This window comes from Natrinema thermotolerans (genome assembly GCF_031165565.1).
Lineage (GTDB): Archaea > Halobacteriota > Halobacteria > Halobacteriales > Natrialbaceae > Natrinema > Natrinema thermotolerans.
Genome location: NZ_CP101873.1, coordinates 2,608,603 through 2,624,342 on the forward strand (window position 1 = coordinate 2,608,603; position 15,740 = coordinate 2,624,342).

The 15,740-nt window shown below is 61.8% G+C and carries 18 protein-coding genes, 1 tRNA gene and 1 pseudogene; 14 read left to right on the forward strand and 6 right to left on the reverse strand.

What is annotated here, in order from left to right; translation table 11 throughout:
* The first annotated feature begins 59 nt into the window (after positions 1-59).
* From NP511_RS13390 to NP511_RS13455, 14 genes are all read left to right on the forward strand, one after another.
* Positions 60-626, forward strand: coding sequence for a hypothetical protein (locus NP511_RS13390; protein ID WP_006647757.1), 567 nt, complete (start codon positions 60-62; stop codon positions 624-626).
* Positions 626-1,573, forward strand: coding sequence for a homoserine dehydrogenase (locus tag NP511_RS13395; protein ID WP_049965896.1), 948 nt, complete (start codon positions 626-628; stop codon positions 1,571-1,573). The genes NP511_RS13390 and NP511_RS13395 overlap by 1 nt, the downstream gene beginning before the upstream one ends.
* A gap of 236 nt (positions 1,574-1,809) precedes the next feature.
* The gene (tuf, locus tag NP511_RS13400; protein WP_006181534.1) at positions 1,810-3,075 is read left to right on the forward strand and encodes a translation elongation factor EF-1 subunit alpha; all 1,266 of its coding nucleotides are present in this window, start codon (positions 1,810-1,812) and stop codon (positions 3,073-3,075) included.
* The gene (rpsJ, locus tag NP511_RS13405) at positions 3,076-3,384 is read left to right on the forward strand and encodes a 30S ribosomal protein S10 (RefSeq protein WP_004215311.1); all 309 of its coding nucleotides are present in this window, start codon (positions 3,076-3,078) and stop codon (positions 3,382-3,384) included.
* Positions 3,385-3,542: 158 nt separating this feature from the next.
* A complete protein-coding gene (locus NP511_RS13410; RefSeq protein ID WP_049965899.1) occupies positions 3,543-4,238 on the forward strand; it encodes a rhomboid family intramembrane serine protease in 696 nt (231 codons plus the stop codon).
* A 201-nt stretch (positions 4,239-4,439) separates the two neighbouring features.
* Positions 4,440-4,511, forward strand: a tRNA-Ala gene (locus NP511_RS13415).
* Positions 4,512-4,679: 168 nt separating this feature from the next.
* Positions 4,680-4,919 carry a DUF7563 family protein gene (locus NP511_RS13420; RefSeq protein WP_049965900.1) on the forward strand — a complete coding sequence of 80 codons (240 nt, stop codon included), beginning with the start codon at positions 4,680-4,682 and terminating at the stop codon, positions 4,917-4,919.
* Positions 4,912-5,637: a DUF1643 domain-containing protein gene (locus NP511_RS13425; RefSeq protein ID WP_084158285.1), complete on the forward strand. Its 726-nt coding sequence runs from the start codon at positions 4,912-4,914 to the stop codon at positions 5,635-5,637. The genes NP511_RS13420 and NP511_RS13425 overlap by 8 nt, the downstream gene beginning before the upstream one ends.
* A 112-nt stretch (positions 5,638-5,749) precedes the next feature.
* Positions 5,750-6,256: a PD-(D/E)XK family putative nuclease gene (locus tag NP511_RS13430; RefSeq protein ID WP_049965901.1), complete on the forward strand. Its 507-nt coding sequence runs from the start codon at positions 5,750-5,752 to the stop codon at positions 6,254-6,256.
* Positions 6,253-6,540, forward strand: a complete 288-nt coding sequence (locus NP511_RS13435) for a hypothetical protein (RefSeq protein WP_049965902.1) — start codon at positions 6,253-6,255, stop codon at positions 6,538-6,540. The genes NP511_RS13430 and NP511_RS13435 overlap by 4 nt, the downstream gene beginning before the upstream one ends.
* A gap of 2 nt (positions 6,541-6,542) precedes the next feature.
* The gene (locus tag NP511_RS13440) at positions 6,543-8,162 is read left to right on the forward strand and encodes a DUF7845 domain-containing protein (protein WP_049965903.1); all 1,620 of its coding nucleotides are present in this window, start codon (positions 6,543-6,545) and stop codon (positions 8,160-8,162) included.
* Positions 8,163-8,609: 447 nt separating this feature from the next.
* A complete protein-coding gene (locus NP511_RS13445) occupies positions 8,610-8,996 on the forward strand; it encodes a hypothetical protein (protein WP_158413755.1) in 387 nt (128 codons plus the stop codon).
* A gap of 42 nt (positions 8,997-9,038) precedes the next feature.
* Positions 9,039-9,437: a hypothetical protein gene (locus NP511_RS13450; RefSeq protein ID WP_136396895.1), complete on the forward strand. Its 399-nt coding sequence runs from the start codon at positions 9,039-9,041 to the stop codon at positions 9,435-9,437.
* Between the two features lie 486 nt (positions 9,438-9,923).
* Positions 9,924-10,178, forward strand: a complete 255-nt coding sequence (locus tag NP511_RS13455; protein ID WP_049965905.1) for a DUF7692 domain-containing protein — start codon at positions 9,924-9,926, stop codon at positions 10,176-10,178.
* A 269-nt stretch (positions 10,179-10,447) separates the two neighbouring features.
* Here the strand turns inward: NP511_RS13455 and NP511_RS13460 are convergent, their stop codons facing one another.
* From NP511_RS13460 to NP511_RS13485, 6 genes and pseudogenes are all read right to left on the reverse strand, one after another.
* Positions 10,448-10,831 carry a PD-(D/E)XK family putative nuclease gene (locus tag NP511_RS13460; RefSeq protein WP_049965906.1) on the reverse strand — a complete coding sequence of 128 codons (384 nt, stop codon included), beginning with the start codon at positions 10,829-10,831 and terminating at the stop codon, positions 10,448-10,450.
* Positions 10,828-11,094 (reverse strand): hypothetical protein, encoded by a 267-nt coding sequence (locus NP511_RS13465; protein ID WP_084158286.1) that lies wholly within the window; start codon positions 11,092-11,094, stop codon positions 10,828-10,830. The genes NP511_RS13460 and NP511_RS13465 overlap by 4 nt, the downstream gene beginning before the upstream one ends.
* 244 nt (positions 11,095-11,338) lie before the next feature.
* A pseudogene (locus tag NP511_RS13470) lies at positions 11,339-12,512 on the reverse strand (hypothetical protein).
* A 175-nt stretch (positions 12,513-12,687) separates the two neighbouring features.
* The gene (locus NP511_RS13475) at positions 12,688-13,497 is read right to left on the reverse strand and encodes a hypothetical protein (RefSeq protein ID WP_049965908.1); all 810 of its coding nucleotides are present in this window, start codon (positions 13,495-13,497) and stop codon (positions 12,688-12,690) included.
* The gene (locus tag NP511_RS13480) at positions 13,494-14,069 is read right to left on the reverse strand and encodes a DUF8063 family protein (protein WP_049965909.1); all 576 of its coding nucleotides are present in this window, start codon (positions 14,067-14,069) and stop codon (positions 13,494-13,496) included. The genes NP511_RS13475 and NP511_RS13480 overlap by 4 nt, the downstream gene beginning before the upstream one ends.
* Complete coding sequence (locus NP511_RS13485; protein ID WP_049965910.1) at positions 14,066-15,694, reverse strand: Env/VP5 family phage fusion protein; 1,629 nt, start codon at positions 15,692-15,694, stop codon at positions 14,066-14,068. Before NP511_RS13485 ends, NP511_RS13480 begins: the two co-directional genes overlap by 4 nt.
* Positions 15,695-15,740: the final 46 nt, after the last annotated feature.

Genomic DNA, 15,740 nt, shown 5'->3' on the forward strand with positions numbered 1-15,740 from the left:
CCCGTTACGGACATCAGATATCATGACGAGTAGACGCCTGCAGGCAGGAGGTGTCGGCGATGGGTGACGCGCCCGATTCCGGCGAGGACGAGCCCGACGCCGAGACCGACGGCGGCGTCCGCGCGTACACCGTCCGGCTCGAGCTGGTCGACGAACCCGGCGAGTTGCTTCGCGCGCTCGCCCCGATCGCCGACAACGGCGGCAATCTGTTGAGCATCCACCACCAGCGGGGCAACATCACACCGCGGGGGCACATTCCCGTCGAGGTCGACCTCGAGTGTCCGCCCGACCGGTTCGACGACATCGTCGACGCCTTGCGCGGTGCCGGCGTCAACGTCATTCAGGCCGGCGAGGAACACTACGGCGAGGAAGTCAGCGTCGTGCTGGTAGGCAACCTCGTCGAGACCGATCTCTCGAATACCCTCTCGCGGATCGAGGACGAGGCCGACGCCGTCGTTCAGGACCTCTCACTGGCCGCGCCCGAGGGTACCGACGGCATCTCGAGCGCCCGCGCCCGGCTGGCGATCGATTCCGGCCGCTCCGAGGAGGCCCTCGCGGCCATCCGCTCGATCGGGTCGGACAAGGAACTGACCGTCGTCGAACCGCTGCTCGGAGGTGAGGCCTGATGCGACTCGCAATTTTGGGTGCCGGCGACGTGGGCCGTTCGGTGGCCGATCTGGCCGGCGAGTACGGTCACGAGGTCGTCGCGCTGGCCGACTCGACCAGCGCCGCGGTCGATCCCGACGGGATCCCCGTCGAGGCGGCTCTCGAGCGCAAGGCCGGCGACGAGGCCATCGGGCCGGCCGATCCCGAGGACGTCCTCGAGACCGAGTACGACGTCCTCATCGAGGCGACGCCGACGACGCTGGACGACGCCGAACCCGGCTTCAGTCACGTCCGACGCGCGCTCGAGGCCGACCGCCATGCCGTGCTGGCGAACAAGGGGCCGGTCGCCGAACGCTACGAGGAACTTCGCTCGCTCGAGGCCGACAGCGCGGGCTCGATCCGGTTCGAGGCGACCGTCGGCGGCGCGATCCCGGTGTTGTCGACGATCGAGGACTGCACGCCCCAGTCGGTCACCGCCGTCCGCGGGGTCCTCAACGGCACCGCGAACTTCATCCTCACGCGCATGGCCGCGGAGGGACTCGATTACGAACACGTCCTCGCGGAGGCCCAGGACTTGGGCGTCGCGGAAGCCGATCCGACCTTCGACGTTGACGGCACCGACGCCGCGCTGAAGTTCGTCATCCTCGCGAACGTGCTGGCCGACGGCGGGTTCTCGCTCGAGGACGCGACCGTCGAGGGCATCCAGTCGATCCCCGGCAGCGCGCTCGATCTCGCGGCCGAGGACGGCCGCACGATCCGGCTGATCGGCGAGGCGACCCGCGACGGCGTCCGCGTCGGCCCGCGACTCGTCCCCGAGAACGGCGCGCTCGCGGTCACGGGCACGCGAAACATCGTCCAGATCGAGACCCGCAACGCCGGCTCCCTGCACTCGAGCGGCCGCGGCGCGGGCGGCCCGGAGACGGCGACCGCGGTGCTGTCGGACGTCGGCCGTCTCCCGCCGCTGTAACCGGCTGTTTCTCCCCCGTACGCTCCGTGTTTCGGCTCTTCCGTTCGAATAGTTCGTCCTCGACGTCGTGGGTGTCCGAGCGACCTCTACCCCGGCCGTTCGAACGGTCCGTGTCGTGTGAATGCTAGCCAAACCGCAAGAAGGCGGCGGGATGGACCGAATACGCTTTCGAAATGGTTTTAACCGCAACGAGCCAAAGGGACCGATATAAGCGCCTCTGCGCGTGAGCTACAACAATGAGCGACCAACACCAGAACCTGGCCATCATCGGTCACGTCGACCACGGGAAGAGTACGCTCGTGGGGCGACTCCTCTACGAGACGGGGAGCGTACCCGAGCACGTCATCGAACAGCACCGCGAAGAAGCCGAAGAGAAGGGTAAGGGCGGCTTCGAGTTCGCCTACGTCATGGACAACCTCGCCGAGGAGCGAGAGCGTGGTGTCACCATCGACATCGCCCACCAGGAGTTCTCGACGGACGCCTACGACTTCACAATCGTCGACTGTCCGGGCCACCGAGACTTCGTCAAGAACATGATCACTGGGGCCTCGCAGGCCGACAACGCGGTCCTCGTCGTCGCCGCCGACGACGGTGTCGCGCCCCAGACCCAGGAACACGTCTTCCTGGCTCGTACCCTCGGTATCGACGAACTCATCATCGGCATCAACAAGATGGACATCGTCGACTACGAGGAGTCGACGTTCGACGAGGTCGTCGAGGAAGTCAACCAGCTGCTCAAGCAGGTTCAGTTCCAGACCGACGACGCCTCGTTCATCCCGATCTCGGCGTTCGAAGGCGACAACATCGCCGAGAAGTCCGACAACACGCCGTGGTACGACGGCGAAACCCTGCTCGAGGCCCTGAACGACCTGCCGGAGCCGGAGCCGCCGACGGACGCGCCGCTTCGACTCCCGATCCAGGACGTCTACACGATTTCGGGTATCGGTACCGTCCCCGTCGGACGTATCGAGACCGGCCTCCTCAACACCGGCGACAACGTCTCCTTCCAGCCCAGCGACGTGGGCGGCGAGGTCAAGACGATCGAGATGCACCACGAAGAGGTGCCCAAAGCAGAGCCCGGTGACAACGTCGGCTTCAACGTCCGCGGCATCGGCAAGGACGACATCCGACGTGGTGACGTCTGTGGCCCCGCCGACGACCCGCCAAGCGTCGCCGAGACGTTCCAGGCGCAGGTCGTCGTCATGCAACACCCCAGCGTGATCACGGCCGGCTACACCCCGGTCTTCCACGCTCACACGGCTCAGGTCGCCTGTACGATCGAGTCGATCGACAAGAAGATGGACCCCTCGAGCGGCGAGGTCGCCGAGGAGAACCCCGACTTCATCCAGTCGGGCGACGCCGCGGTCGTCACTATCCGACCGCAAAAGCCCCTCAGCATCGAGCCGTCCAGCGAGATCCCCGAACTCGGGAGCTTCGCCATCCGCGACATGGGTCAGACCATCGCCGCCGGCAAGGTCCTCGAAGTCCACGAGAAAGAATAAATGCAGCAAGCACGCGTTCGACTCGCGGGCACGAGTCCAGACGACTTAGACGACATCTGCGACGACGTCCGCGAGATCGCGAACAACACCGGCGTCAACCTGAGCGGTCCGATCCCGCTGCCGACGAAGACCCTCGAGGTGCCGACCCGGAAATCGCCTGACGGCGAGGGCACTGCGACGTGGGAGCACTGGGAGATGCGCGTCCACAAGCGCCTGATCGATCTGGACGCCGACGAACGCGCACTCCGACAGCTCATGCGCATTCAGGTGCCGAACGACGTCTCGATCGAGATCGTCCTCGAAGACTGACGGTCCGATCGCGACTCGAGAGCGAGTTTCACGTTTTCGCCGTTCCCGTTCGACCAGCGGCCGCCGTCTCGATCGGTATCCGAGAGGGCCCGCGCCGACCGTCGACACCACACCAGTAAGCGCCGGGACTTTTGCCCACCGCCGTCCCAACTCCCCTCATGGCCCGTCCCTCCACGTCCCAATCGACGATCGACCTGCGACCCGACTCCGGGAGCGAGGAGTCGGGACCCCGCTCGAGCAGCGCCGTCCTCGAGGTGCTGGCCGTCTTCGTCCTCGTCTTCGTCGTCCAGGGGCTGACCGCGCTGGTCGGCGTGATGGGAACGTTCTTCGTCCTCAGACCGCCGCTGGTCGCCGACCCGTGGACGATCGTCACGAGCGTCTACGCCCACGACGGCCTCGGCCACCTCGTCTCGAACGGCCTCGCCCTGATCGTCTTCGGCTGGCCGGTCGCGCGGGCGACGACGCGGGCCCGCTTTCACGCCTTCGTCGCCGTGACGGGTGCGACCGCCGGCACTGCCCAGATCGTCCTCACGCGACTGCTGGCGTCGGTACCGCTGATCCCCGTCGCGCCCTCGCCCGGCGTCCTCGGGGCCAGCGGCGCCGTCTTCGCCCTGCTGGGCTACCTCCTCGCGTCGAATCGCCTCTCGAGCGGGCTGGGCTCGCTCGTCGACGTCCCGCCCTGGCTGTCGGCGCTCGTCGTCGTCGGCCTCGCGGTCGCGGTCACCGTCGCGACCGCCTCGCCCAGCGTCGCCCTGCTCGCACACTTCGTCGGCTTCCTCGTCGGTGCCGTCGCCGGACGGGCGCGCATTCTCGCGGTCGGGTCGAGTGACGGCTCGGACGCCACGAGGATTTGAACTCCGAGCAGGGTCGTCTCCCGGTGACCGACTGTGGATCGCGACGACCGTCGCTTCGTGCCGTCGCACCGAGGGAACCCCCGATCACGACAACCGCGTTTTGCGAGCGACGACCCGGCTCGAGCCACGACCGTGGTGGTGTGTCCCGATCCCGCTTCGAAACACAAGCCTCAAATAGAAACCACGGATATGAACGTTCGAGGGCTCGTAGATCAGTGGTAGATCGCTTCCTTCGCAAGGAAGAGGCCCGGGGTTCAAATCCCCGCGAGTCCATTCGACTCTTGTAACGTTTCGAATTACCCGGTTAGTCGCGAGTCTCGCGACTGATACCGAATTATACGCGGACACCGAACCCGTACAAACCCCCGTAGAAAATCGAGGGACGAACGATGCCGAATTCGGGTCCGCGCTGTCCCGTGATTTCAGCGAAGGAAATCCGGGGTGGTCGGCGTGAGTACCACACTCTCGAGACAGGTAACACAGTCTACCTGTCTCCATTGTGGCACTCATGTGACGGACCGGTTCCGTCGCGTCTTCGGCGACGACGAGGACCGCGCCCACCGCTGTGGCGACTGCGATACGTACGCCCGACTGAGCCGCGGGTCCGCCGCTGGTGTCGACGTGGCGGTCCCCGATCCGGAAACCTCCGAGGGTCGCCACGGGGGAGAGGCCGATGCGTAGCGGGTTCGTCCGGGCGAGCGAACTGTACGATGTCGACAGCCGGACGCCCATCGCCCATCCGGCCCATCAAGCGACCGACACCGACGTTCGTCGCGCGCTCGAGGACCGAGAGATCTGTACCGACGGCGGACAGCCCTCGAGCGATACTGACCAATCCCCGCTCCTCGAAGATGACCGTCACTACGCGACGTTCGACGAGCATCGTGACTATCGCTACACACTGACTCGGAAGTGGGACGAAAGCAAGCCCACACTCGGCTGGATTATGCTGAACCCCAGCACAGCCGACGAGACAGAAGATGACCCAACGATCCGGCGTTGTATCGGCTACGCGAAGGACTGGGGATACGGCTCGATCACGGTCGGCAACCTGTTTGCTTTGCGTGCGACAGACCCTGACGAACTTCGAGAACATCCGGATCCTGTTGGAGGCCGGAACGACGACGAACTCCAAGCAGTCTGCGAGTTCGCTGACAAGGTAGTCGCCGCGTGGGGAGCAAACGGTGACCTGTACGGACGTGGCCGAGAGGTCGGAGAGATACTGGACGCCGACCTCTACGCACTCGACACAACGAAGGCAGGGCACCCGGTTCACCCGCTTTACCAGCCAAAAGATGCAGAGCCAGAGCCGTGGGACGTCCGTTCCATACACCCGGGTACCGATCGCTCACCTTCAGATTCTGAGAACTCTACGCGAAATGGAGGGGCTGACCGATGAGCCGCCTCGTCGAATCCGACGAGTGCGAACGGTGCGGTGACCGCGTCGACGCGCTTCGCCGACTCTGTCCCGAGTGTACGCGCGCGGTTCGGAACGCGCGGGAGGGGCCGCTATGAGTTCTCAGCAGTCCCAACTCGCTGCCTCGAGACAGGCCGGTGATCGGTCCGAGTCGGTCGTCCTCGAGTACGTCGATGAACTTCGGTACGTCCCGGATACGGAATCGCCGCACTACGATGCGATCGCCGAGAACCTCGTCGAACCCAGCGCCGAACTCCCGTTCGTCGGTCTCGTCGTCCTCGAGTCAGGGACGCCGGTCGAGATCAAGAGCGTCGCCGTCGTCTACGGGGAGCAACAGCGCCGCGGTCGGTTTCAGCCGCGTCGCGGACAGCACGAGGAACTACTCGAGCGTGGTGGGGTCTACCTGTTCGCCGTCTGTGCCCCCCACGATCGTGAGTTGATCGCCGCGAAGATCGTCCCGGCGACGCAGGTCGACCACCTCATCAGCGTGATTACTGACGGGTGGCGGTCGGCCGGCGAGGGTCGCAGCGAGGAATACGTTCAGTTCAGCTGGGCGCGCGTGTTCGACCCTGCAGAGATCGAGGACGGTGGTCAGCGATGAGCGTCGACGCCGATCAAGACGACCGCGACCTCGAGGGCGAGCTGGCCAGCGCCGAGGCCGGCCAGTCCGGGATCCCCGTCGACGCCGTTTGTGTGGGCTGTGGGCGGACCCGTGTCAAGCGGGCCAGCCTCGAGGAACTGGATCAACCCGATGCCGATCCGACCACCCTCGAGGCGAGCGACTGCACGTCGTTCAAACACGTCTGCTACCCGTGCCAGGGCGCGACGTGGTGGAACCCGGTCGCGGTCCTAACCGGGTTGCTCGAGAGTGAGCGGGGTGAGTAGCGGTGTCCCAGGTCGAGACGACCCCGCACGAGATCGAGGGCCGATGGAAGTGGCCCGACTGGGGTCGCGGTCCCTACGACGCGCTGTCATCGGTGATGCTCGGGCCGCCCTTCGAGGGCTACCTCGAGATCGACACCGAGATCGACGGCGAGCCCTGGCACCTCGAAGTCAGCTACAGTAAGTCGGGGTTTGCGCCGCGACTATCGGACGGGATCAACGCCGAGCGGCTCTACGAGTGGGATATCGTGGGTCGTGGGCGCGGTGAGCGGAAAGCGTCGTACAACATCGGCCCGCGGTTCCCGAACATGCGCCACTGGGAGAGCGGTGAGCGACTGCAGCTCCCGTGGGAGAATCAGGTCGGCGAAGTCGACGGCGTCGACGTCGAATTCCACACCAGCAACATCGAGCCCGATCGGGGCCTCGAGTTGCTGCCGGAGTTCTTCGGGGCGATCTTCGATCACGCCGGCGAGCGGATTCACTCTGAGTACTTCCGAACTGAACCGCACGAGGCGAGCCGAATGTGGGCATACGAGCGCTACGTTCGGATCCGTCGGGAGTGGGCGGAAAAGCTCTCGTCGGCCGGTGTCCTGCAGAAAGTCGCGCACTATCTCTCCGACCTCGAGGGAGTGAAGGCCGAGCTTCACATCGACAATCAGGAGATCGTCAACCACCAGAACCGGCTGTTCTTGAACCCCACGTCGGCCGGTGAGCTACTGCCGGGCCACACGTACGGGCGGAAGTTCGAGATCTACCAGCTGGCCGATCCGGACGCGGTGTCGAAAGACCACCCGTCGTACCATCCGAAGGTGGAGGTTCTGGTAAACAAGTCGATGAACGACGGCGAGGCATGGGCGTGGGCCGATCGTCACGAGGTCACCGAGCAGATAGAGGAGACGCTGTTGAACGCGCTCCACTGGGAAGACATCCCGCTCGGGTCCGACGGGAGCGGTGTCTACGTCGCAGACGATCACTTCGACGCGGTCGCCCGCGACGACCTGGTCGAACTCTACGAGGATCCGACGCCGCGCCTCGAGGCGAAGACGGACCACCTGTTGATGACGACGCTGCGGGACATGGGCGAGACCGCCCGCGACGTTTCGGAGACGGTTGCGACCGACGGCGGTGCGACCGTCGACGACCTTGCCGACCAGCTCGGGAAGCACCCCGCGACGATCTACCGAGCGATATCAGACCTCGGTGAGATCCTCGAACTAGATCAGGGCGACGTGTCGTTCCGGGCCCGGAAGTACCGAGAGGAACTGCGGGCGCTCGTCGAGTCGGCTGAGTACGCGATCGAGAGCTATGCCGACCGAATGCAACACATCATGGGCTTGGCCGATCACGTCGCGGAGTCGTCGCCCTTCCAGGAGTGGCTCGCGACGAACGGCGCCGACCTCGAGTTCGACGAGAACGGCGACCCGCGGAGGATGCGGATCGATACGATCCTCTCCCGGTTGAAGGCCGATAGCTTCGAGAACGTCGCGACGATCGCCACCGAGGCCCTCGAGAAGTGGTCGAAGTCGGGGAACGACCCGACCGTCCTCCGCGGTGTCGAGCTTACCTGGAAGACTCCGGGCGGCGGGACTGAAACTGGATTCGTCGGTGCTGTTGCGGATCGCTGAACCGGCCCGCGTAGTGGCAACACTCTCGCGTTCGCTGTTTTCTACAAGTTCGCTTGACTAACAGCGATGCTTAGACAACACTGGTTGTAGTCCGTCCCTCGAGGGCGGGGTCGGCACCGCGATCGCACCGCAACGCCGGCGGGGTCGTTTCGCGCTTCGCGCGAAAGCCCCCTTGGCGGGTGTCGCCAAGGCGACAGCGCCAAAAAATTACAGCGCCCTGCCCTGCCTCCGCGCGCAAATCTCCAGTTGAAGCACATGAAACAGAGGTTGCTTCGTCTCTTCAAAGACCAGTCTTCGCGAGTACACGAGGGTACATCGAGATGAATTATTGGACTTCAGGGACAAGCGACGTTCGTGATTACCAGTACGAGAATCTCCACATGAATATTGTATCTCATGCTGCTAATATTCGAAGGAATTACAGTCAAGTCTATTCAACAGCGGAGCATGGACAGTAACGCTAGTACTGCTTCTTCTGCAGGGATACTCTTCAGGTTTATAAACGAAGAAATGGAAACTATAGAAAGTTTTACGTCGAATAATTTACCGATACCAGAAGAAGAAGAAAAGATATATCTTTCAGACATGGATATTTATGAAAACGAAGAAGAGGGAGATGAACTGGATATAATAAGTGAGGAGAGATATGAGGTGAAAAGTGTGGTTAAGCAATATTCAAAATTCTCTGTCATCAATTCAGAAGGGGAAACAGAGGTTGATAATTCTCCCGTTTTAATCGTTGATATTGGGGTTGGCGAGGTTGAAGAGGAAGAGGATGAAGAGGAGGACGAAGAAGAAGACGAAGAAGAAAAGGACGAAGAAGAGTCTCTATAACCGACAGAATTATACCTCAAATAGACTATTCTCGGATAAGATATGTCAGGTGCCGATTCTGATACTGATAGCGATCCACAGTCGCCACCGGACCCTAGAGACTTCAGTGGTGGTTCCGATTCAGATGTGAATGAAAAAATACTCCAGAAACTCTCTCATTTAGAGGATAATCAGCAGCAAGCACAAGAAGAGCGAAGAGATTTACGTGGGCGTGTTGACAGAGGAGTCAACAGTATTAGACATCACGTGAATAGAGAAGACAATCACCAAAGCAGTCTCGAAGACATCTATCTAGCGGTCATAATCGCCACAATCGGGATTGGTGTTATTGGATTACTGTCGAGTATATTGGTTTCTGGGTTTGGATTTGTCCCCCTATTTGTGATAGGGCTTTCATTTCTTGTATATGCTTACAGCCAAGGTTTACCAACTGAGATATGAGTTTTCGTGTTATTGGCTGTTGCGAGATTACTACTGACTTTTTAGTAACAGCAATACTATTAGCTAATATTGCAGGGACAATTCGTGTTGGTGGTTCAAAGTATGAACTATTTGCAGGAGGATTAAATTCTGGATTAGACAGTGTTGAATACCTCCTGCTTACATTCGTTTCATTTATATTCATATTTGGCATATTTTTGACGTCCTCGGTTCTATATCGCGAGTACCTTAATGCAAAATAGCAAAATAATCTAGTAGAGTCTGTTGATCGGATCTAGTTTCTCGGTCCCTGGGGTCGCACGTCGACAGAATCCGATTCCCGAATATGCACACGAGTCGCGACACCTCGTGTGCATATCTCGAGTCGATCCGTCGCTTGAACCGTCGTTCGTCTCCGACTATCCGACAGATTCCGCCGGTTGTGGGCCGAAATGGGCCGTCCAGTGAGTCGAAAAAACTAGGATTTCGGGGGTCGTGTGTACGAGCATGCGAATCAGGACCGACGGCGACTACGCGTACCGACGGGATGCGATCGAACGGGCAGCTGACTTCTACGACTGCAACAAGACGAAAGCGGTCGTGAGCGCCTGCGATGACGTTCCGAAATTCGTCCAGGCCGCCCGCCAGGTCCTCGAGCGCGACGACCTCACCCTCGAGCAGCGGCGGGAGATCGCCGAGACGCTGTCGACGCGAGCGATGACGTTCGATATCGACGACGAGATCGTCGTCACTACAGAGTGAATCGGTCCCTCGAGAAACGCCGGCGGAAGCCAGCGTTTGAGCCCCCTTCCGATGATGGGAATCAATCGGAGGGTCTGAGATCGCTGTCAATGTGGCCATTGGTGTCGGAACGATCTCATCGGCGAGGTGCCGCTTGTCTCGGAGTCGGCGGATTCTGTCGGGAACGACTGAATCGTGCCTCGCCGTCCGTGACTTCAAGTTAGACTACAATAGCCCTGTTGGCCATCCGGATTAGAAACAAGCAAACGGTGCCGGTTAGACACTCTCTCCTAAAAGATCGAGTCGATCGAAACCTTCGCCTGTTCGGTCCCGCGGTGATCGCCGCCCCCGTGCCAGCGGAGCAGCGGGATATCGCCCGCGCGGACCATCTTGTCGCGGAGGATCGTACAGCCCGAGCGCCCATGTGGTCGGTAGACGACGAAACAGTACCAGCCGTCGTGACGCCGGAGTTTCTCATGGTACTCACGATAGACCTTCCAGTTGCCGGGCTGGCCGTCCGCGTGTTCGTGCATCGTACTCTTGATTTCGACTGGCGTCCCGTTCCCGAAGCGGGCGTCGTGCCAGCTCGCCCGCTCGAGGTCGAACCGACGCTTCTCGGCCATTCGTTTCTCGACGGCGGTTCCGAAGTGGTTCGCGCGCTTCGAGCGGTTCACGGTTCCCTCCGGTCGTCACGCCAGCGTCGGTCCGCTCGAGCGGGGCCGTAGGTGAAGAACCCGGCGAGTAGGAGCGACAGGACCGCAACCAACCATGCACCCTGCCCGAGCGCGAACACCGCGACGGCGATCGCGACGCCGATCAACCCGAGGGTCTGTCTCGAGAACACGCCCCGCTCGAGGTCGCGCCGGAGCTGGTGGGCGAGATCGACGGCGGTGAATCGAGCGACGAACGCGAGGTTCCGGAGCAGCGTCACCGTCACGGCGATCGCCCTCCCTGACGCGCGTCGCGATTTCTTCGAAATCGCCCTTCGAAAATGTCGGTTTTCTGGTGGCTACACACGCGCTCCGCGTGCTGATATATATCCTCCTCCGCTGGCTGTAGCGACGGCGGGCCCATCGCTCTCCGTTCGCTCCCGACCGGGAGCGAGCGCGGTGGGCCGTGGGCGGTGGGCCTCTCTCTAAAGGGGGGCAGGTTACGCTTTACAGCTTTCCACCCCGACGCCGTCATGCGATCACCCGCTCGACGGTGTTAACCCACTCGCGCTTCTCGCCGCCTTCATCGATATCGTTCCACCAGTTCGAGACGGTAGCGTGGCTGTACGGGACGAACTCGGCGGTTTCGCGGGCGGACATTCCCTGTTGACGGCACTCTTCCATCGTCCAGGCGGCGACGCGTTTCACCTCGTCTTCGGCGATCGCCGGGCCGTCGTCCTTGCTCGAGGGAGCCGACCACGACCAGTCGGCCTCGTCGTTCGTGTGCGGTTCGAAGTCCGCGGGCGGGATACCGGTGAACGGTCGTGGGTCTACATCCTGCAGTTTGCCGCCGGAGATCCGGTCGGCGACGATCGCCTTGCCCTTGTTGTTGCGATCGGGCTTTTTGATGATCGTGCCGACGCGCCAGAGCATCGGGTGAATCGAACTCTCGTCGTGGCCGATGTAGATGAGCATCCCGTTGTACTTGCGGATCTTGAACACCAGCGGCCCCATCAGTTTGCGGACCTTCTGGCCGTCCGAACCGGTGCCCGAGGCGTTCGTCGAGAACTCGTCACCGACGAACGCTTTCGGCTGTTGGGGGTTCTCGACCGGGTCGCCGTCTTGGCCGACCCATTCCTCGAGCAGCGGGAAGTTCGGAATCCAGCCGTCTTCGACGGTGCCGTCGTCGCGGACCCAATCGTCGTTTCGGGAGCGTCCGGATGTTCGAGCCGACAAGGAGATCGCCGTCGACCCAGCGGTCACGGAGCTGCAGGAGCAGACATGCGAGGTTCGTTTTGCCCGCTCCCATTTCGCCAAGCACAACGATCACGGGCGCGGGCCCGGCAACGATCTCCTGCAGTCGGGTGATCGCCTTGATGCCCGAGAGGTCGGCCTGTTGGCTCGGGTCGCCGATGTAGTGTTTTAGCGTGAGCGTATCGCCGTTCTCGAGGGCGTCGCGGGCCGTGTGGCTGCCTTCCCCGCGGAGGATATCACGGTTCTTCTGCACGTCCATATAGGTCGCTGCTGCCTTCCCCTCCCACCGGTCGGGATCATGGTGGAGAGCCCGGACGGTCATCTGGCGATCGATCTGTTCGTCGCGGACGAACCCTGAATGCGGGAGGACCTCGTCGGGATTGCGCTCGAGGTTGTCGTCCTGGTACTCGCGAAAGCCGCCGACCGTGAAGTTGTCCTGTTCGTCGCTCATCGATCGGTCCACCTCCACTGGTGTCGATCGCTCGAGGTCGTTCGGCGCTGGTGTAGGAGTGCCGTCTTGAGTGCGGTATTCGTCCGGCCGATTCCGGGAGTGGCCGCCTCATCAACGACGAATACGGTCGGCGGATCGATCGTCCGATTCCGTAGTTTCCCGTCGTGGATGTATCTCATCGGTTAGTCCCTCCGTCAGTCGCTGCAGGCTGTTCTGGTGCCGATTCGTCCGCTTCGACCGGCGTCCGATCGCCGTGAGTCTCGGTGTAGTCGTCGACGTACTGAGAGACATCTTTGATCTCGTCGACGTCCCGTTCTTCGGCGCTTTGCTTTGCCGCCTCGAAGCGGTCCTTAACCGTCGTCCGCGGGTTCATCAGCCCGCGCTCGTCGGCTTCGGCTTCCTCGTTGATCACGTCGCTCTGGATCTCGAGACCCATCTTCGAGATCCGACCACGGAGTCGATTGTACTCGAGGAAGGCGTCGACGAGATCGCCGTGGATGTCCTCGAGCATGGCTTTGATCGTGACGAGTTTGGAGTCGGCGAGTTGGCTGAAGTAACAGCCGCGGACGACGAGCTGGCCGGTGTCCTCGTGGTAGGTAAACTCGCGGACTTCGAAGGCATCGCCGTCGTTGCAGTTGTACGGCGACGGGCCCTCGACGGTCTTCTCCGACCACACCTCGGGCGCGACGTAGAGCTTCCGGCGGGTGTCGTCGACGCCGTTGATGTGGTACACGTCGACCATCCGGCGGTTGCGGAGCTTCCGGGCTCCGCTGACGAACATCGCGAACAGCGGTGGCCCTAGGAGGATCGCCGCAGCGAACCAGCCGACTGCGATCGGCGGGATTCCCGGTATCGAGGGTCGGAACCAGAGGATCGCGACGCCGACCGAGAACAGCACGGCGAAGACGAGTAACTGGGCTTCTGCGAACACGTAGGTCAGGCGATCGCGCCAGCTCCCGAACGTACCGCTGGTATCGAGGCTCATGCTTCGACCACCCCGTCGTTCTCCGAGCGGACGACATACCAGGCACCGAGCCCGGCGAAGCCCACGGTCATTGCGACGCCGGAGAACAGCCCGCTTGTGCCCCCGAAGTTGCTGAACGGGTTGCTCTGGACCGTTCCGGTTGAGACGACTGCCCCACCGCCGTTCTCGAGGGACTGTTGTGTGGCGATCGCGACGGCCGCGCCCTTGCCGCCCTGCCGCGGCGCGACCATGAACGTGACCGTCTGCGTTCCTTCCTCGAGTTCGTGTTCGGCGTAGTTGAAGCTCTCCGCGTCCTCTTCGAACGACCCTGACTCAGTGAGGCTGATCGTGGTCGGCTCGTCGGCTTCGATCTCGAGGGAGAACCGGCCGGGGCTGTAACTCCAGTCAGTGACTCGCGTCTGGTTGTCGATCGTCCGAAGGGCGTTGTCGCCTTCGGGGTCGACCACCGGCTCTTGGTCGGTCTGGTTCGCTGTTTCGTTGGCTTGCTCTTGCGCGGCGACCGGCCCAAGGCCCACGCCCATGCCTATCGCGACCGCGATCGCGACCATGACGAAAGCGACTGCCCGCTTCATGGTCGCCCTCCCCGTGTGACGATTCCGATGACGGCCAGTACTGCGACGCCGATCACCACGAGCCCGACGAACGCGCCCCCGGCTTCTGGGAGGCCGATGGACGGGAGCCCGATCCCGCCCTCCTGTTCCTCACTTTCCTGCTTTTGCTGCTCGAGTTCCTCAATCCGCTGGAGAGAGGTGTTCAGGTCACTGATTAGCTGCGCAGTATCGACAGTGTCGTAGTTCTCGGGGAGTTCGTCGGTCGTTGTGTTCTCGACGTTATCTCCGTCGGTATCTACGATCTCGTACAGCGTTACGTTTTCCGAGGCGTTGATAGTGTACTGTTCGCCGGTGTCGGTCGCCATCATCAGCGGCGTCGAGTTCTCGATTTCGCTCGGAGTATAAGTAGTGTTCGCGGACCAGCTACCACTCTCGGGTGACGACGACGACAACAGCATTCCCTCCTGAGTAATCGGGTCGGGATTAGAGCCGGCTTCCGGCGTGAACTCCACGCTCATGTATCCGGTCGAATTTAGGTCGGGTGTCGCCAGCCCCATCGAGGACAGGGCGACGACAACGTCGTCCATCGTTGCATTCTCGCCGACGGCATCTTGCGAGAATCCTTCAAGTTGGGTAAGACGGCTGACTACGTCGTTTGCGTTGATCCGGCCTTCTTCGTAGGCGGACCAAGTGTTAGAGACGAAGCTCTCCGAGTAGTTCAGCATCTCGTCACGCTGATCCGTGATAGTAGATCGTCGGTTCTCGAACTTAGACACGTCCAGATAGACGTGCTTCGGATAGGTCGCCGGATCGACTGCGTGCCGCAGGTTGATCTGAGTAAACGACATATCGAAACTCCCTGTCTCAGAACCGTCGGTATCCTCAAACTGTAGAGTGTGCGCATCCGTGGCGTTTAGAAGCGTGAATCGGGCCGTCGAGGTGACATTCACCTTCCCATACGAACTGTGAGTGCCGATCGAGCCCAACGTCGTCTCCATGACCGGCATTTGGACCGTGGTCGAGTTGTCCCCTAACTCAACGGTCGTGCTGCCGACGATCCGAAAGGAGCCAGTGAACGAATAGGAGTACCCCTCAGAACTCGACCCGACAAGACGGGTCGTATTCTTCGGGTCGAAGCCGGAAGTCTCGGTCCGCTGGACCATCCCATCAGCAAGATGGAGGGATGTGTTATAGGTTCGCAGAAGATTCTCCTCTTTGACGGTGTAATACTCCGTAACTGCGGCCCGAGCGTCGCTTGTTGCCTTGATCTCAGAACTACCGTTCTGGTACGCCTGAGAGACAGCTACCTGCATCCGCATCCGTGCAGGAGACCGCGTATCATTCAGGTAATTATCGAAGAACGTGAAGGCGGCCTCGGTCCCCGCCATTCCGTTCAAACCGTAATTATAGATGTCGTTCGCATCCTGCAGGTCGTTGATCTCTTGATTCAGGAACGACGTAGGACAGCTACCGACACCGCCGGAGAAACTCAGGAAGTCCGCCGTCGTGCAACCACTCGGGAGCGTCGGACTCGACTGTGCCGCCGCTGGTTGTGTCGCCCCGATCGGGGCGACGGCCGAGCCGACCAGGAGGAACGCGAGCAGGACGGTAAAGGCGCGATGGGCTATGGGCCGATGGGCCGACATCAGGCCACCTCCGTACCAGCTATCGAAGCGGGTCTGTACAACTCAG